This is a genomic window from Streptomyces sp. NPDC029122, from assembly GCF_055569445.1.
On the sequence record NZ_JBVHWK010000013.1, the window covers coordinates 111,155 to 128,156 of the forward strand.

At 72.6% G+C, this 17,002-nt stretch carries 12 protein-coding genes; 3 read left to right on the forward strand and 9 right to left on the reverse strand.

Going from position 1 to position 17,002, the window contains the following annotated elements; translation table 11 throughout:
* Nucleotides 1–163 precede the first annotated feature (163 nt).
* Both ACZ4WZ_RS17525 and proS read right to left on the reverse strand, forming a co-directional pair.
* Nucleotides 164–760, reverse strand: coding sequence for a hypothetical protein (locus tag ACZ4WZ_RS17525; protein ID WP_467891108.1), 597 nt, complete (start codon nucleotides 758–760; stop codon nucleotides 164–166).
* Between the two features lie 202 nt (nucleotides 761–962).
* Nucleotides 963–2,375, reverse strand: coding sequence for a proline--tRNA ligase (gene proS / locus ACZ4WZ_RS17530; protein WP_467891111.1), 1,413 nt, complete (start codon nucleotides 2,373–2,375; stop codon nucleotides 963–965).
* Nucleotides 2,376–2,506: 131 nt separating this feature from the next.
* On the opposite strand from proS, the gene ACZ4WZ_RS17535 reads away from it, so the two are divergent.
* The gene (locus tag ACZ4WZ_RS17535; RefSeq protein ID WP_467891112.1) at nucleotides 2,507–3,184 is read left to right on the forward strand and encodes a methyltransferase type 11; all 678 of its coding nucleotides are present in this window, start codon (nucleotides 2,507–2,509) and stop codon (nucleotides 3,182–3,184) included.
* A 40-nt stretch (nucleotides 3,185–3,224) separates the two neighbouring features.
* On the opposite strand, the gene ftsH is transcribed toward ACZ4WZ_RS17535, so the two are convergent.
* The 6 genes from ftsH to nsdA all read right to left on the reverse strand — a co-directional run bounded on the left by ftsH (nucleotide 3,225) and on the right by nsdA (nucleotide 12,897).
* Nucleotides 3,225–5,147, reverse strand: coding sequence for an ATP-dependent zinc metalloprotease FtsH (gene ftsH / locus ACZ4WZ_RS17540; protein ID WP_467891114.1), 1,923 nt, complete (start codon nucleotides 5,145–5,147; stop codon nucleotides 3,225–3,227).
* A gap of 64 nt (nucleotides 5,148–5,211) precedes the next feature.
* The gene (ffh, locus tag ACZ4WZ_RS17545; RefSeq protein WP_467891116.1) at nucleotides 5,212–6,783 is read right to left on the reverse strand and encodes a signal recognition particle protein; all 1,572 of its coding nucleotides are present in this window, start codon (nucleotides 6,781–6,783) and stop codon (nucleotides 5,212–5,214) included.
* 227 nt (nucleotides 6,784–7,010) lie between these two features.
* Entirely contained in the window at nucleotides 7,011–9,443 is a 2,433-nt protein-coding gene (locus ACZ4WZ_RS17550; protein WP_467891118.1) for a [protein-PII] uridylyltransferase, read from the reverse strand.
* 16 nt (nucleotides 9,444–9,459) lie between these two features.
* Nucleotides 9,460–9,798 (reverse strand): P-II family nitrogen regulator, encoded by a 339-nt coding sequence (locus ACZ4WZ_RS17555; RefSeq protein WP_361610247.1) that lies wholly within the window; start codon nucleotides 9,796–9,798, stop codon nucleotides 9,460–9,462.
* Nucleotides 9,795–11,141 carry an ammonium transporter gene (locus ACZ4WZ_RS17560; RefSeq protein WP_467891120.1) on the reverse strand — a complete coding sequence of 449 codons (1,347 nt, stop codon included), beginning with the start codon at nucleotides 11,139–11,141 and terminating at the stop codon, nucleotides 9,795–9,797. The genes ACZ4WZ_RS17555 and ACZ4WZ_RS17560 overlap by 4 nt, the downstream gene beginning before the upstream one ends.
* Before the next feature lie 262 nt (nucleotides 11,142–11,403).
* Nucleotides 11,404–12,897 (reverse strand): transcriptional repressor NsdA, encoded by a 1,494-nt coding sequence (gene nsdA / locus ACZ4WZ_RS17565; RefSeq protein ID WP_467891123.1) that lies wholly within the window; start codon nucleotides 12,895–12,897, stop codon nucleotides 11,404–11,406.
* Between the two features lie 407 nt (nucleotides 12,898–13,304).
* On the opposite strand from nsdA, the gene ACZ4WZ_RS17570 reads away from it, so the two are divergent.
* Nucleotides 13,305–13,973, forward strand: a complete 669-nt coding sequence (locus tag ACZ4WZ_RS17570; protein WP_467891125.1) for a bifunctional DNA primase/polymerase — start codon at nucleotides 13,305–13,307, stop codon at nucleotides 13,971–13,973.
* A 99-nt stretch (nucleotides 13,974–14,072) separates the two neighbouring features.
* Here ACZ4WZ_RS17570 and ftsY read toward each other — a convergent pair whose 3' ends face one another.
* The gene (gene ftsY / locus ACZ4WZ_RS17575) at nucleotides 14,073–15,299 is read right to left on the reverse strand and encodes a signal recognition particle-docking protein FtsY (protein WP_467891128.1); all 1,227 of its coding nucleotides are present in this window, start codon (nucleotides 15,297–15,299) and stop codon (nucleotides 14,073–14,075) included.
* Between the two features lie 146 nt (nucleotides 15,300–15,445).
* Here ftsY and ACZ4WZ_RS17580 point away from each other — a divergent pair, with 146 nt between their 5' ends.
* A complete protein-coding gene (locus tag ACZ4WZ_RS17580) occupies nucleotides 15,446–16,939 on the forward strand; it encodes a cytosine permease (RefSeq protein WP_467891131.1) in 1,494 nt (497 codons plus the stop codon).
* The last annotated feature ends 63 nt before the right edge of the window (nucleotides 16,940–17,002 follow it).

Sequence of the window (17,002 nt, forward strand, 5' to 3'; positions counted from 1 at the left end):
GCCCCGGCCCCCCCCCCCCTCCCTCCCCCCCCCCCCCCCCCCCCCCCCCCTCCCCCCCCCCCCCCCCCCCCCCCCCCCCCCCCCCCCCCCCCCCCCCCCCCCCCCCCCCCCCTCCCCCGCCCCCCGGTCCGGGCACGTCACCGCCCCGCCGGGGGGCGTCGCGTCAGGAGGCGGCCGCGGTGGCGACCTCGGGGATCCGGAAGGGCTTCATGCAGCCGCCGCACACGATCGGCGCCTGGGCCAGCACGGAGGGGACCACCCGGACGTTGCGGCCGCAGTCGCAGACCGCCTTGACCCGTACGCCACCGCCCGAGGAGCCGTGCCGGGCGGCCGGGCCCCGGAAGCTGCGCTTGGTGTCGGCCGAGGTGGCCGCCGTATGCGCCTTCAGGGCGCGCTGGAGCCGCTCGATGGTGGGACGGTAACGCCTCTTGGCCTCGGGATTGAGGGTGACCAGGGAGAACCCGCTGCTGGCGTGCGGCTCCTCGGAATGGTCGAGCCCCATCTCCTCGGCGATCGCGAGGAATCTGCGGTTGTGGTAGCGGCCGGCGCGCGAGGTGTCGCGCACTCCGCGGGCGGCCGCGATGCCGTGGACTGCCTCGTGCAGCAGTCGCTCGAAGGAGAGCTCGGCGCCGCAGGCGGACGAGGACTCTCCGATCAGGGACTCGGGCGCGGCAAGGTCAGGCAGCTCGGGGTGGTACCGCTGAATGTCGGCCCACGCCTGCGCCAGCTCTGCGGCGAGAACAGGTGGTGTCGTGCTCACGTCGTGACAACGAGCCGGGGTGCCCCGGTGTTCCGATTCCGGGCCATTCCAAATTTTTTGCACGTACCAGTCAGTTCAGTCTGATGCGTCCTAGCGAGGACGGGTGCGCATATCCCCGGATGAGTCGGTACGTAAGGAGGACTATCGACGCCGACGCCCCCGGAGTGCGGCCGCCGCCGCACGCCAGGGGCGTCAGGGGAAATCAGTAGGAGCGCGCGACGATCGCGAGCGTACCGGGGGCGTCGTCAGCCACCGGAACGGACCCGTCCTCGGCGATCAGGCAGCGGACCGAGACGGCCTGCTCGCCCAGCTTGGCCTCGCCCTCGGGGCCGAGGTCGGCCCACGGGATGCGCGCCCAGCCGCCCGCGATCGCGGCCTCCGCGGCCTCCTCGATCGTGGTCACGTCGCTCGTACGGGACTCCCTGCGCTCGCGGGACTCGCGCAGCAGCTGCGCCTGGTCCTCGTCGAGCACCTTGGGCAGCAGGTCGGCGAGGGCGTCGATCTGCACCGGGGTCTTCCCGCCCGGGATCCGGCGGGCCAGCATCGCGGTGCCGGCCTCCAGGTCGCGGGGGCCGATCTCGATGCGCACCGGTACGCCCTTGAGCTCCCAGTCCACCGCGCGGCGGCCGAAGGGGGTGTCGACGCGGTCGTCGACGTGGACGCGGATGCCCGCGGCCTTGAGCTGGGCACCCAGCTCGCGGACCTTCGCCACGGCCTCGTCGCCCTTGATCGCCATGACGACGACCTGGACGTGCGCCAGGCGCGGCGGCACCCGCAGGCCGTTGTCGTCGCCGTGGGACATGATCAGACCGCCGACCATGCGGGTCGAGACGCCCCACGAGGTCTGCCAGACCAGCTCCTGCTGGCCCTCCTTCGAGAGGTACTGGGTGTTGAAGGCCTTGGCGAAGTTGGTGCCGAGCTCGTGGCTCGTACCCATCTGGAGGGCCTTGCCGTCACCCATCATGCCCTCGAGGGTGAGGGTGTTGATGGCGCCGGCGAAGCGCTCCTTGGCGGTCTTGCGGCCGAGCACGACGTCGATGCCGAGCACGTTCGTCATGAAGTCGCCGTAGACGTCGCGGTGGATGCGGGCGGCGTAGTCGCGGGCGTCCTCGTACGTGGCGTGGGCGGTGTGGCCCTCCTGCCAAAGGAACTCGCTCGTACGGAGGAACACGCGGGGGCGCATCTCCCAGCGCACCACGTTGGCCCACTGGTTGATCAGCAGAGGCAGGTCCCGGTAGCTCTGGACCCACTTGGAGAAGTAGTCGTTGATGATCGTCTCGGAGGTGGGCCGGACGACGACCGGCTCTTCCAGCTCCTTGCCGCCGCCGTGGGTGACGACCGCGAGCTCGGGGGCGAAGCCCTCGACGTGCTCGGCTTCCCGCGTCAGGTACGACTGCGGGATGAACAGCGGGAAGTACGCGTTCTGGGCGCCGGCGTCCTTGATGCGGGCGTCCATCTCCTGCTGCATCCGCTCCCACAGGCCGTAGCCGTACGGACGGATGACCATGGTGCCGCGGACCGGACCGTTGTCGGCCAGCTCGGCCTTGTTGATCAGATCCTGGTACCAGCGGGGGAAATCCTCCGCCTGCGGGGTGAGAACGGGTGCCTTTGCCATGGCGCGAATGGTACGGCGCCGGGCGGGTCGAGCGTGAATCGGGTGGCGCGCTCCTCTGGACGCGGGGGCGAATGGGGAGTTCCCTGGCAACGGGGGCATGGGGGCGACACGGAATCAGGAGCGCTCTTTCGATGACACCGACGCCGACGGCGACGCTCGTCGCCCGGGACTGGGCGGAGATCCAGGAACGGATGCTGGTACCGCTGTACGAGGCGGTCTACGACCGGCTGGAGATCGGGCCGGGTGACCGGCTGCTGGGCCTCGACTGCGGGGCCGGGCTGGCCCTGCTGCTGGCCGGCGGGCGGGGTGCCGCCGCCACCGGCGTGGAGGCGGATCCGGCCCGCCGGGCGCTGGCCCGCGAGCGGCTGCTGGAGGTGGTGCCGGTTCCCCCGGTGCCCCCCGCGCGGCCCTACGACGTCCTGCTGGCCTTCGCGCCCTCCCCGGGCGCCCTGGCGGCGGCCCTGCCGGCGGTCCGGCGGGGCGGCGCGGTGGTGCTGGCCGGCTGGGGCCCGCCGGAGCGGTGCACGGTGCCGGCGGTGCTGGGCGGCGGCCCGGCGGCCCTGGACCTGGACGCGCTGGCGGCGCGGGCGGGGCTGGTCCCCGACGGGTCGGGGCGGGTGTTCTGCCCGTTCGGGTACGCGGACGTGGACAGCGCGGTACGCGGTCTGCTGTCGACGGGGCTGTACGGCGCGGCGGATCCCGGCCAGGCGGAGAAGGAGCTGTCGGAGGCCCTTCACCCGTACGAGCGGGCCGACGGCGCCGTCTGGCTGCCGAACATCTTCCGCTACGTCGTCACCCGCGTGGCCTGACCCGGGCGGTGCCGCCCGCCTCGCGGGGCGGGGGCGCCGCCTACTTCGCGAGGCGGGGGATGCCGGCCGCCGCGTACGCCGCCTGCTCGTCCAGGGTCTCGGCCGCCAGGAGGGCCTCGGCCAGGGCGTCGAGCTTCGGCCGGTGCTCGCGCAGCAGGCGGCAGGCCTCCTCGTAGCACTCGTCCACGATCCGCCGCATCTCGTGGTCCACGGTGTCGAGGGTGGTGGGGGCGGCGGACAGGCCGTACGGGCCCTGTCCGTCGGACGGGATGGCGGTCAGCTTGCCGACGCGCTCGCTCATGCCCCAGCGGCCGACCATTCCCCGGACGATGTTGGTGACCTGTTCGAGGTCGTTCTCGGCGCCGGTGGTGACCACGTGGTAGACGGTCTCCTCGGCCGCCATGCCGCCGAGCGCGCCGATGACGCGGCCCCGGAGGTACTCCTCCGTGTACGCGTACCGGTCCGCGTCCGGGGTGGAGAGGGTGACGCCGAGGGCCCGGCCCCGGGGCACGATGGTGATCTTGCGTACGGGGTCGGCGCCCGGCTGGAGCATGCCCAGCAGGGCGTGGCCGCTCTCGTGGTAGGCGGTGCGGCGCCGCTCCTCCAGCGGCATCACCAGGGGCCGTTCCGCGCCCAGCTGGACCTTCTCCAGGGCGTCGGAGAGGTCCGCCTGGGTGACCTCCCGCTGCTTGCGCTTGACGGCCAGCAGCGCGGCCTCGTTGGCCAGGTTGGCGAGCTCGGCTCCGGTCATCCCGGGGGTGGTGCGGGCCACCTGGGCGAGGTCGACCCCGGGGGCGAGCGGGATGTCGCGGGTGTGGATGCGCAGGATGGCCTCGCGGCCGCCGCGGTCGGGCGGGGAGACCACGACCGTGCGGTCGAAGCGGCCGGGCCGGGTCAGGGCCGGGTCGAGCACGTCGGCCCGGTTGGTGGCGGCGAGGACGACGACGCCCTCGGAGCCGGAGAAGCCGTCCATCTCGGTGAGGATCTGGTTGAGGGTCTGTTCGCGCTCGTCGTGGCCGCCCATGGCCGCGCCGCCGCCGCGCACCCGGCCGATGGTGTCGATCTCGTCGATGAAGACGATGGCGGGGGCCACCTTGCGCGCCTCGGCGAAGAGCTCCCTGACCCTGGAGGCGCCGACCCCGACGATCATCTCGATGAACTCGGACGCGGACGCGGAGAAGAACGGCACCCCGGCCTCACCCGCGACCGCCCGCGCGAGCAGGGTCTTGCCGGTGCCGGGCGCGCCGGCGAGGAGGACGCCGCCGGGCATCCGGGCACCCATGTCGCGGTACCGCTGCGGGTTCCTGAGGAAGTCGACGACGTCGTTCAGCTCGCCCTCGACCTCGTCGATGCCGGCGACGTCGTCGAAGGTGGTGCGCGGGGCGCCGGCCTGCAGTTCCACGGGCTTGGGCGGACCCTTGCGGCCCAGCCCGCCCATCCCGCCCATCGCCGAGCCCATCCGGCGGGCGATGAGCAGCCACAGGCCGACCAGGAGCAGCATCGGGGCGAGCGAGATGAGCAGGTTGGCCAGGAAGCTGCGCTGCACGACCACCGGGGAGGCGGTGACCGTGACGCCCTTGGCCGTGAGGCTGGACCACAGCTGGTCGTCGGCGAAGGCGGGGCGCTGGGTGACGAACTTGGTGTAGTCGCCCTTTCCGCCGGGGACGGGCCGCTCGCTCTTGAGCTGTCCCTGGATGGCGTCGCCCTTGGAGTAGATCTTCGAGACGTTGCCGTCGCCGACCTGCTTGCTGAACTCCGTGTACGAGATCGTCGGCTCGTCGCCCTCGTTGTAGAAGGACAGCACGAGGTTGGTCAGCAGGAAGACGATCAGGGCGGCGAGCACCAGTCCGCGCCAGCCGCCGCCGGGCATCTTCCGCTTGGCGGGCGGGGCGGGCGGGGCGCCCTCCGAGCGCCAGGGGGTGTCGGCCCGGTCGCGTGGCGGTACGGGGGTGGGGCTGGGCACGTGGGCCTCCTTATGCCGTCCTCCCGGCCGACCATAAGCGACAAATCGCCCCTCCCCCTCACGGCTACTTCATGAACTTCTTGAACTCGTCCGGCAGGTCGAAGTCCTGGCCGGGCTGGCCGCCGGCGGGGAGCCCGAACGGGCTGCCGCCCGCGGCCGGAGCGCCGGGCTGAGGGCCCTGCTCGCGGCGGGCCGCGGCGGCGGCCTCCTCTTCCTTGCGCTTCATCGGGTTGCCGCTCTTGCGCTTGCCCTTGGCCTGCTTGACCTGCTTCTTCTGCCGGCCGGGGCCGCCGCCCATGCCCGGGATGCCGGGCATGCCGGGCATCCCGCCGCCCTGGGCCATGCGGGACATCATCTTGCGGGCCTCGAAGAAGCGCTCCACGAGCGACTTCACGGCGCTGACCTCGACACCGGAGCCCTTGGCGATACGGGCGCGGCGCGAGCCGTTGATGATGTGCGGGTCCTGGCGCTCGGCCGGGGTCATCGACTTGATGATCGCGGCGGTGCGGTCGACGTCCCGCTCGTCGATGTTGTTGATCTGGTCCTTGATCTGGCCCATGCCCGGCAGCATGCCGAGGAGCTTGGAGATGGAGCCCATCTTGCGGACCTGCTCCATCTGGGCCAGGAAGTCGTCGAGCGTGAACTCCTTCGGCCCCTTCGCCAGCTTGGCCGCCATCTTCTCGGCCTCGGCCTGGCTGAAGGTCTTCTCGGCCTGCTCGATGAGGGTGAGCATGTCACCCATGTCGAGGATCCGGCCCGCCATGCGGTCGGGGTGGAAGGCGTCGAAGTCGTCGAGCTTCTCGCCGTTCGAGGCGAACATGATCTGCTTGCCGGTGACGTGCGCGATGGAGAGCGCGGCACCGCCGCGGGCGTCGCCGTCGAGCTTGGAAAGCACCACGCCGTCGAAGCCGACGCCGTCACGGAAGGCCTCGGCGGTGTTGACCGCGTCCTGGCCGATCATGGCGTCGACGACGAAGAGGATCTCATCCGGCGAAACCGCGTCGCGGATGTCGGCCGCCTGCTGCATGAGCTCGGCGTCGATGCCCAGACGGCCGGCCGTGTCCACCACCACGACGTCGAACTGCTTGGTGCGCGCGTACTCGACGGAGTCCTTGGCCACCTGGACCGGGTCGCCGACGCCGTTGCCGGGCTGGGGCGCGTAGACCGCGACGCCGGCGCGCTCCGCGACGACGGAGAGCTGGTTGACGGCGTTGGGGCGCTGGAGGTCGCAGGCGACGAGGAGCGGGGCGTGGCCCTGCCCCTTCAGCCAGTGACCGAGCTTTCCGGCGAGGGTGGTCTTACCGGCACCCTGGAGACCGGCCAGCATGATCACGGTGGGCGCGGTCTTGGCGAAGCGCAGCCGGCGGGTCTCGCCGCCGAGGATGGTGACGAGTTCGTCGTTGACGATCTTGAGCACCTGTTGCGAAGGATTCAGCGCCTTGCTGACCTCTTCGCCGCGCGCGCGTTCCTTGACGTTCGCGATGAAGGAGCGGACGACCGGGAGGGCAACGTCGGCCTCAAGGAGAGCGATACGGATTTCCCGCGCCGCCGCGTCGATGTCCTGCTCGCTGAGGCGCCCCTTGCCACGGAGGCCCTTGAAAGTATTCGCCAGGCGGTCGGAGAGAGTATCGAACACGGCGCTCGTTGGTCCTTGGGGGTCGGGGGCGGTGGATCGCCCTCCAGAGTATCCGGCCCCGCAAATGAATCGACCCCGCCTTCCGGAATGGGCGGGCGGGGTCGTAACCCGCGGATGCGGGGAGCACGGTCGTTGACGATCTTCAGGACTTGCTGTCCCGGTGGATCATCCCCGCAGTGGCGGGGAGCACGCCGTGCTCAACGGCGCCGTGGTGGTGAAGGTCATGGTCACGTCAGGGCTGACTCCACTCGCCCGGCCAGCGCCACCCCGTCCGCGTGCGGCAGCGGTTTGCCGTCCGGCGCAGTCACATACACCGTGTCCACCGCGTTCGCGCCCAGCGTCGAGACGTGCGCGCTGCGCACCCGCACCCCCGCCGCCTCCAGGGCCCGCCCGATCCGGTGCAGCAGCCCCACCGCGTCGGGTGCCCGCACCTCCAGGACGGTGGCCAGGGAGGAGACCTCCGGCACCACCGTGACCCGGGGCGGCGGCGGGACCACGCCCCGCCGCCGGGGGTACGCCGCCTCGCGGGCGGCCAGCTTCGCCGGGACGTCCAGGGTGCCGTCCAGCGCCCGCACCATGTCGGTCCGGAGCTGCGCGGCCTGCGGCAGGGCCCCGTACTGCGCCGACACCCGCCAGCGCAGTACGAGCACCTCGCCCGTCAGCCCCGGCGGCTCCAGGAAGCGCAGGTCGGCGGCCCGCACGGTCAGCCGGTGCAGCGCCAGCACCCCGGACACGGCCGGCAGCACCCCGGGCTGGTCCGGGGCGGCGACGACCAGCTCGACCCCGACGGCGTCGTCCTCCTCCTGGCGGGCGTGCAGCGCGAGCACCGGCTCGCCCGTGCGCAGCGCCTCGACCGCCAGGCGTTCCTGTTCGGTGGTCGGGATCTCCGGCTCGGTTCCGGCGGGCGGGGTGCCGCGCAGCACGGCGGCGACCCGCCCCACGAGGTCGGCGACCAGCGAGCCCCGCCAGGTGCTCCAGGCGGCCGGGCCGGTGGCCAGGGCGTCGGCCTCCGTCAGGGCGTGCAGGACCTCCAGGGTGGAGAGGGAGCCGACGGCGTCCGCGACGGCCCGTACGGTCGCCGGGTCGTCCAGGTCGCGCCGGGTCGCGGTGTCCACGAGCAGCAGGTGGTGGCGTACGAGCGTGCCCAGCACGGCGACGTCCTCCGCGTCGAAGCCGACCCGCCCGGCCATGTCGCGGGCGATGGTCTCGCCCACCAGGGAGTGGTCGCCGGGCCAGCCCTTGCCGATGTCGTGCAGCAGGGCCGCCATCAGCAGCAGGTCGGGCCGGCCCACGCGGCGGGCCAGCGCCGAGGCCCGCACCGCCGTCTCGATCAGGTGCCGGTCCACCGTCCAGGTGTGCACGGGGTTGTGCTGGGGGCGGCAGCGCACCCGCTCCCAGTCGGGGAGCAGCCGGCTGATCAGCCCCTCGGCCTCCAGCGCCTCCCACACCCCCACCATCGGCTCGCCCGCCCCCAGCAGGGTCAGCAGCTGCTCCCGCGCCTCCGCCGGCCACGGCACGGGCAGCGGCCTGGCCTGCGCCGCGAGCCGCCGTACGGCGTGCAGCGAGACGGGCAGGCCCGCCTGCGCGGCGGCCGCCCCGAACCGCAGGGGCAGCACGGGGTCCCGCTCGGGCCGCGCGGCCAGCGCCAGTACGGCCTCCCCGTCGGACTCCACCACCCCGTCGGCCAGCGGCGCCCGCTCGGGTGCCGCCGTGCCCCGGTTCCCGAGCAGTCCGCGCAGTCTCGGCCGGGCGGCCCGGGCGCGCAGCACCCGCCCGACCTCCCGCCAGGTGACGTCTCCGGCGTACGCGATCACCCGCGCGGCCTCGTACACCTCGCGCAGCAGCGCGTCGGCGTCGAGCAGTCCCAGCCGGGCGGCGACCTGGGGCTGTTCCTGGAGGGCGAGCCGGTCCGTGGCCCGGCCCGTCACCAGGTGCAGCGCGTCGCGCGCGTCCAGCAGCCGCCGCCGGGCCTCGGCCAGTCCCTCGCGCGGGGCGTCGGCCAGCCAGGACGCTGCGACGGCCCGCAGGACGGTGGCGTCGCGGAGGCCGCCGCGCGCCTCCTTGAGGTCGGGTTCCAGCAGGAAGCGCAGTTCCCCGGCCCGTTCGGCCCGCTCCCGGCACAGGGCGTGCAGCTGCGGGAGCCGCTTGGCGGCCTGGTTGCGCCAGTCGGCGAGCACCGAGGTGCGCAGCCCGGCCAGGAGTCCGGCGTCGCCGGAGACGAGCCGCGCGTCGAGCAGTCCGAGGTGGGCCTTGAGGTCCTCGGCGGCGGTCTTGCGGGCCTCGCCGGGGGTGCGTACGGAGTGGTCGAGGGCGAGGCCGAGGTCCCACACGGGGTACCAGAGCCGGTCGGCGAGCGCGCTCAGTTCGGCGGGCCGCGCCTTGCCGTCGTGGAGCAGCAGCAGGTCGAGGTCGCTGCGCGGGGAGAGGTCGGCGCGTCCGTAGCCGCCGACGGCGACGAGGGCGGCTCCCCGTACGCCGGTCTCCCGTGCGGCCCGCGTGAACTGTGCGTTCAGCCATTGGTCGGTCAGCCCGGAGAGGGCGGAACGCCGGGAAGGCCCGGACCGCGACTCCTCCTGGAGGAGTCGCAGCCGGGCCGCGGCGTAGCCGCCGGGACCGGAGCCGGCCGGGTCGTCCTGCGTGGTCTCTTCGACGCTCGTCACCCGGGGCTCCCGTCGTCTAGAGCGCGTCGGCGCCGCGCTCGCCGGTGCGGACCCGGACGACCGAGTCCACGGGGACGCTCCACACCTTGCCGTCGCCGATCTTCTCGGTCCGGGCGGCGCTGACGATGACGGAGATGAGCTCTTCGGCCTCCTCGTCCTCGACGAGCACCTCGATGCGGATCTTCGGTACGAGGTCCACGGTGTACTCGGCGCCCCGGTAGACCTCGGTGTGGCCGCGCTGGCGTCCGTAGCCGCTGGCCTCGGAGACGGTGAGGCCCTGGACTCCGAAGGCGTGGAGGGCTTCCTTGATCTCGTCCAGCTTGTAGGGCTTGACGATGGCGGTGATCAGCTTCATGCGTCGACCTTCTTGTGCGCGGCGGCTGCGGGGGCGGGTGCGGCGGTGTTCCGTGCGGAGATCCCGCCGCCGGCGCCGCTGAAGTCGTAGGCGGTCTCGGCGTGCTCGACCTGGTCGATGCCGGAGACCTCTACGTCCTCCGCGACCCGCATGCCCATGGTCCTGTCGAGGAGGAAGGCCAGGATCGCGGATACGACGAGGGAGTAGGCGAGGACGGCGAAGACCCCGATGGCCTGCTTGCCGAGCTGCTCCAGGCCGCCGCCGTAGAAGAGGCCCTTGGCGTCGGACTGGACGCCGCCGGTGGCGAAGAAGCCGACGAGGAGGGAGCCGGCGATGCCGCCGACCAGGTGGACGCCGATGACGTCGAGGGAGTCGTCGTAGCCGAACTTGTACTTCAGGCCGACGGCCATGGCGCACAGCACACCGGCGATGGCGCCGACGGCGATCGCGCCGAGCGGGCTGACGGAGCCGCCGGCCGGGGTGATGGCGACGAGGCCGGCGACGGCGCCGGAGGCGGCTCCGAGGGTGGTGAAGGAGCCGTGGCGCAGCTTCTCGTAGGCGAGCCAGGCGAGCATGGCGGCGGCGGTGGCGACCTGGGTGTTGACGAACATGACGGCGCCGACGCCGTCGTCGTTGCCGAGCCAGGATCCGGCGTTGAAGCCGAACCAGCCGAACCACAGCAGGCCGGCGCCGAGCATCACGAGGGGCAGGCTGTGCGGGCGCATCGGGTCCTTCTTGAAGCCGACGCGCTTGCCGATGACCAGGATGACGCCGAGGGCGGCGGCGCCGGCGTTGATGTGGACGGCGGTGCCGCCCGCGAAGTCGATGACGCCGAGCTCGAAGAGCCAGCCGCCGGAGCCCCACACCCAGTGGGCGACGGGGAAGTAGACGACGGTGACCCACAGGGCGGTGAAGAGCACCCAGGCGCTGAACTTGACGCGGTCGGCGAGGGCGCCGCTGATCAGGGCGGGGGTGATGACGGCGAACATCAGCTGGAAGACGGCGAAGACGTAGACCGGGATGGTGTAGCCGTCCCACAGCTCGGTGAGGCCGATGCCGCTGAGGCCGACGTAGTCGGAGTTCCAGCCGATCAGCGAGCCCGTGTCGGTGCCGAAGGCGAGGCTGAAGCCGTAGAGGACCCAGAGGATCGTGACGATCCCCAGGCTGATGAAGCTCATCATCAGCATGTTGAGGCTGCTCTTGACGCGGACCATGCCTCCGTAGAAGAAGGCGAGTCCCGGGGTCATCAGCATGACCAGGGCGGAGCAGATGAGCATGAACCCGGTGTTCGCGGCAGACAGGGTCGGGGCGTCTGCTGCGAGGGTCGTGATGGCTGATGCCATCGGCGTCTCCTCGTCGTCGGTACGTTCGCGTGCGGGCGATCGTGGGAAACCTGAGCGGCGGCGTAAGGTCTGGCCGGTTATTGGCCCTGAGATTCGCGCAGGAGGGTTTCCGGCGGCGCCGCTGGGTGTTTCGCGCCGATGACGAAGAGGTCTGGCGTGTTACGCCTCCATGAACCGGTGAAGTGCGGGTCCGGTCGGAGTCATGTACGGGTCAGGGGCGGGTCGGGCCCGGGTCAGGGGCCCGCCCGCGCCGGGAGCGGACTCAGACGGCCTCGGCGGCCTCGGGCAGCCGGGAGGCGAGGAGGTCGGTCAGCCGGACCACCTCGGCCACGTCCCCGTATTCACGGGCGGCCGTGTCGACGGTCTTGCGAAGCCGGGTGTTCACCCGTTCGGACCGTACCTTTCTGGCCACGTCGAGGGCCTGGTCCACGAGGACGGTGGCCTGTTCCGGCTCGCGCTGGAGCAGGTGGACGGTGGCCATGCCGATGAGGTTCAGGGCGTACGAGCGCTGGTGCTCCTCGTCCTTGGCGAAGAGCTCCACGGCCCGTTCCATCACCGGCTCGGCGAGGGAGGCGTAGGTGGGGCTGCGCCCGGCCACGTAGGCCAGGTCCCGGTAGGAGTGGGAGTTCTCGCCGTTGAGCTCCGCCTCGGAGAAGAAGCGGATCCAGTCCGGTTCGGGCTCGCCGTCGAAGCCGACGTCGGAGAAGGTGTCCTCGGCCATGCGCACGGCCCGCTTGCAGCGGCTGGGCTGGCCCATGTTGGCGTAGGCCCGGGCCTCCATCGCGTACAGCATGGCCTGGGTGCGCGGTCCGGCGCAGTCGCGGCTGCCGTACTGGGCGAGGTGGATGAGCTCCAGCGCGTCCTCGGGGCGGCCCAGGTGGATCATCTGCCGGCTCATGCCGGACAGGATGTACGAGCCCAGGGGCTTGTCGCCGGCTTCCTTCGCGGCGTGCAGGGCGAGGACGAAGTACTTCTGCGCGGTGGGGTGCAGGCCGATGTCGTAGCTCATCCAGCCGGCGAGTTCGGCCAGTTCGGCGGCGACCTTGAAGAGCCGTTTGGCGACCGGGGCCGGGTGGCTCTCCTGGAGCAGGTCGGTGACCTCGTGGAGCTGGCCGACGACGGCCTTGCGGCGCAGTCCGCCGCCGCACTGGGCGTCCCACTGGCGGAACATCACCGTGGTGGCTTCGAGGAGGTCGAGCTCCGGCTCGGACAGCCGGGGCGGCCGGTGTCCGCCGAGCGCGCCGGACGGCCCGTTCTCGGGGCGCGGTCCGAGGTCGGCGGCCGGGGCCGGGACGAGCCAGCGCTGCATGGGCTCGATGAGGGCGGGGCCGGCGGAGAGGGCGAGCGAGGTCCCGAGGAAGCCCCGGCGGGCGAGCATCAGGTCGCTGCGGGAGAACTCGCTGAGCAGTTCCACGGTCTGCGGGCCCGCCCAGGGCAGGTCGACGCCGGAGACGGAGGGGGTCTGGTGGGCGGTGCGCAGGCCGAGCTGTTCGATGGCGACGACGGAGCCGAAGCGCTCGGAGAAGAGCTCCGAGAGGATGCGCGGCACGGGTTCGCGGGGCTGTTCACCGTCGAGCCAGCGGCGCACGCGGGAGGTGTCGGTGCTGATGTGGTGGGCGCCCATCTGCCGGGCACGGCGGTTGACCTGGCGGGCGAGTTCGCCCTTGGACCAGCCGCTGCGGACGAACCACGAGGTCAGCTGTTCGTTCCGGACAGCGGATCCGCCGCTCGCTCCGCTTGCGCCGTTGCCGCTCACTGGAACGCCCCCATCCGCATCGCCTCTTCACACGAAACCCTGACCGGAGCGGCCGGCGTGACCAGGGACCTTCACAAGTCCTCCACCGATTGCCTCCGGCATACCCACGGACGGGCCCGTCGGCCGGCTTCGTGCACCGAAAGTAATCCTACGATCACCCCGTCAGCGAGGTCGATTCCGGAAACGCCACCATTCGCCACCCCTTTGAATGAACTCGTCGGCGGCCGGGCGCGATTGACTTGACACCAAGGCGAAACGGCAATGGTTGGACAGGAGTGCGCTCGGGGCGCGCGCGGCGGGGAGTGCGCCGGGCGTCCTCGGTGGAAGGCGCGCCCCGCCCGGCCTCCGACAGGTCTCGCCGACGTCGTAACCACCGGCGCGTCCGACCCGTTGGAGGGGGCATGGGCATGGGCTTCACGATCGGCGGCAGCCGCAGCACCAAGGAGTTCCGTTCCGGCGTCCGGCGCCGCGGGCGGACCGCGGAGTGCACGACGGTGGCGGAGTACACCGGGCTCTGGGGCTGGGACGCGGTCCCCGGGGCCCGCGCCGCGGGTCCGGGCCGCGACTGCTCCTGCGGTCATACGAACTGCGGCGCGCCGGGGGCTCACCCGCTGGACTTCGCCCCGACCGTCCCGGGAGGCGCCACCCTGGACGAGGTCTCCGAGATCTGGGGCGAGTATCCGGGCGCGGCGATCATGCTCCCGGTCGGCCGCGCCTTCGACGTCATCGAGGTCTCCGCCGAGGCCGGGAGGCGCGCCCTGGTCCGGCTGGAACGGATGGGCCTGCCGCTCGGGCCCGTGACGGCGACCCCGGACGGCCGGGCCCAGTTCTTCGTCGCCCCGGGCGCCGCCGCCGAGCTGCCGGAGCTGCTGTACCGGATGGGCTGGGACGACGCCGACCTGGACCTGCGCGCCCTGGGCCACGGCGCCTTCCTGACCGCCCCGCCCTCCGACCGCGCGGGCCTGGGCCCGGCGGCCTGGCTGCGCGGACCCGCGCTGGACAGCGCGGGCGGCCCCCCGCAGGCCCGGCTGCTGCTCGGCACCCTCGCCTACACCTGCCACCGCTTCCGCCGCTGACGGCCCCCGCCCACGGCAGTGCCCCCGGGTCCTGGACGGACGCGGGGGCACTGGTCTGCGCAGATCCTCGGGACGGACCCTCCGGCGGTGGAGGCCGCCTCAGTCGCCGATGAGGGCGTCGACGAACGCCTCCGGCTCGAAGGGGGCCAGGTCGTCGGGGCCCTCGCCGAGGCCGACGAGCTTGACCGGGACCCCCAGCTCGCGCTGGACGGCGATGACGATGCCGCCCTTGGCCGTGCCGTCGAGCTTGGTCAGCACGATGCCGGTGATGTCCACGACCTCGGCGAAGACGCGCGCCTGGGTCAGGCCGTTCTGGCCGGTGGTGGCGTCCAGGACCAGCAGGATCTCGTCCAGCGGGCCGTGCTTCTCCACGACGCGCTTGACCTTGCCGAGCTCGTCCATAAGGCCGGTCTTGGTGTGCAGCCGGCCGGCGGTGTCGATGAGCACCACGTCGGCACCCTCGGCGATGCCCTCCTTGACCGCGTCGTAGGCGATGGAGGCGGGGTCGCCGCCCTCGGGGCCGCGGACGGTACGGGCGCCCACGCGCTCGCCCCAGGTCTGGAGCTGGTCGGCGGCGGCGGCGCGGAAGGTGTCGGCGGCGCCGAGCACCACGCTGCGGCCGTCGGCGACGAGCACCCGGGCGAGCTTGCCGGTGGTGGTGGTCTTGCCGGTGCCGTTGACGCCGACGACCATGACGACGCCCGGGGTGTCGGTGCCGCTCTCGGTCTTCACGGCGCGGTCGAAGTCGGTGCCGACCAGGGTCAGCAGCTCCTCCTTCAGCAGGGTGCGCAGCTCGGCGGGGGTGCGGGTGCCGAGCACCTTGACCCGCTCGCGGAGCCGGTCCACCAGCTCCTGCGTCGGCGCGACACCGACGTCGGCGATCAGGAGGGTCTCCTCGATCTCCTCCCAGGTGTCCTCGTCGAGGTGCTCGCGCGACAGGAGCGTCAGGAGCCCCTTGCCGAGCGAGTTCTGCGAACGGGCGAGCCGCGCGCGCAGCCGGACCAGACGGCCGGCGGTGGGCTCGGGCACCTCGATCTCGGGCGCGGCCGGGGCGGCCTCCGCGACGGGCGCTTCCGCGACGGGAGTCTCGGGGGCCGCGGTCTCCGCCTCGGGGAGCACGACCTCCTCGATGGTCCGGCGCGGCTCTTCGACCGTCGGTGCGGAGTCCTCCCCCACCTGCGGTTCGGCGGGCGGGGCAGTGATGGTCGGCGTGGCCGGCGGCGCCGTGGGGGGCAGCTGCTTCTTCTTGCGGCTGCTGACCACGAGGCCGCTGATCGCGCCGACCGCGACCAGGGCGATGACTACGGCAAGGATGAGGATTTCCATAACGCTCCCAGTATCGGCCACGGCGACCCCGGAGCCCGGACCTCGGCGGCCGTACCGGGTCCTAAGGCTCTATTTATGGTTTTCGGCGCAAATCTACGATGATGGGCGGCACTCCCCCGTCCCCGCACGCCCCACGGAGCAACCGCATGCCCGCCGAGCCCGCAGCCGGCGCGATACCGGCCCCCGCCGAGACCGCAGCCCAGGCCACCGGCAAGACCGCAGCCGAGACCCGCGGGCTGGAGCCCGTGCCCGACGCCGAGCGCACCGGCCGCGTGCGCGAGCTGGTCCCCACCTGGGTCGCCGCGAACATCAGCGTGCTGCTGCTCACCATGGGCGCCGGGCTGGTGATCTTCAACGGGCTCAACATCTGGCAGGTGCTCGTCGTCGCGCTCGCCGCGCCCGTGGTCTCGTACGGGATCGTCGGCCTGATCTCCATCGCCGGAAAGCGCGGCGGCGCGCCGGGCATGGCGCTCTCGCGCGCCGTCTTCGGCCAGCGCGGCAACCTCTTCCCCGGCTCCCTGATCTGGGTGGCGCGCTGGGGCTGGGAGACCATCAACGCGGTCAGCGGCGCCTACGCCGTACTGACGGTCCTCGACCTGCTGTTCGGCGTGAAGAGCAACACCGCGCTCATCGTCGTCACCCTGCTCTTCTTCGTGGGCTGCACCTTCGTGGTCTCGGGGCTCGGCATCAACGCGCTGCGCGTCTGCTCGAAGTGGTCGACGTACCTCTTCGGCGGCTTCAGCGTGCTCGTCCTCGGCTACCTGCTCTTCACCACCGACTGGTCCGCCGTCTTCGGCAAGCCGGCGGGCTCCACGGCGATGATGGTCGCGGGCATCGGCACCATCGCGGCGGGCGGCATCAGCTGGGTGCCGTCCGGCCCGGACTTCACCCGCTACCTGCCCCGCACCGCCTCCGCCCGGGGCATGGTCGGCGCGACGATCGGCGGTGCGGGCGTGGTGGTCCTGCCGATGGTGCTGATGGGTGCGGTGATGGCCGTCGGCACGCCGGACCTGGCGAGCGCGCAGGACCCGGTCTCCTTCATCGGTGAACTGCTGCCGACCTGGATCGCGGTGCCCTACCTGCTGATCGCCCTGATCGGGATGCTGCTGATCAACTCGATGTCGATGTACTCGGCCGGCTTCACCGCGCAGACCCTGGGCATCAAGGTGCCGCGGACCTGGGCGGTCAGCGTCAACGCCGCCATCAGCCTGGTCTTCGGCTTCCTGCTGATGGTGGTGGCGACCAGCTTCTTCGGTTCGTTCATCTCCTTCCTGACCCTGCTGGCCGTGGCCTTCTCCGCCTGGATCGGCGTCTTCGGCGTGGACATGCTGCGCCGCACCTCCTACGACGGCGCCGCGCTGCTGGACACCACGCCGGGCAGCGCCTACTGGTACCGGGGCGGTTTCGCCTGGCAGGCGATGACGGCCTGGGGCGCGGCCCTGGTGGCGGGGCTGCTCTTCACCAAGGTGGACTGGTTCAGCGGGCCGCTCGCCTCGACCTGGATCGGGCGGAACGGCCTCGGCTGGGTGACCGGCATCCTCGTCTCCGCCGCGCTGTACGCCGTACTGCCGCGCACCCCGGCCCCGGCGGCGCCGGTGTCGGGCGGGGAGCCCGAGCCTGCCGGAGCCCTGTCCAACTGAGGCTGTGTCAGCTAAGGTCCCCCTCGCCCGCCCCGCCGCATCCGGCGCGGGGGCGCATCCGGC

Excerpts from the sequence above, each read along its gene's own strand:
- proS (WP_467891111.1), bottom strand. The coding sequence starts at position 2,375 with ATGGCAAAGGCACCCGTTCTCACCCCGCAGGCGGAGGATTTCCCCCGC.
- ACZ4WZ_RS17535 (WP_467891112.1), top strand. The coding sequence starts at position 2,507 with ATGACACCGACGCCGACGGCGACGCTCGTCGCCCGGGACTGGGCGGAG.
- ACZ4WZ_RS17555 (WP_361610247.1), bottom strand. The coding sequence starts at position 9,798 with ATGAAGCTGATCACCGCCATCGTCAAGCCCTACAAGCTGGACGAGATC.
- ACZ4WZ_RS17560 (WP_467891120.1), bottom strand. The coding sequence starts at position 11,141 with ATGGCATCAGCCATCACGACCCTCGCAGCAGACGCCCCGACCCTGTCT.
- ACZ4WZ_RS17570 (WP_467891125.1), top strand. The coding sequence starts at position 13,305 with ATGGGCTTCACGATCGGCGGCAGCCGCAGCACCAAGGAGTTCCGTTCC.
- ftsY (WP_467891128.1), bottom strand. The coding sequence starts at position 15,299 with ATGGAAATCCTCATCCTTGCCGTAGTCATCGCCCTGGTCGCGGTCGGC.
- ACZ4WZ_RS17580 (WP_467891131.1), top strand. The coding sequence starts at position 15,446 with ATGCCCGCCGAGCCCGCAGCCGGCGCGATACCGGCCCCCGCCGAGACC.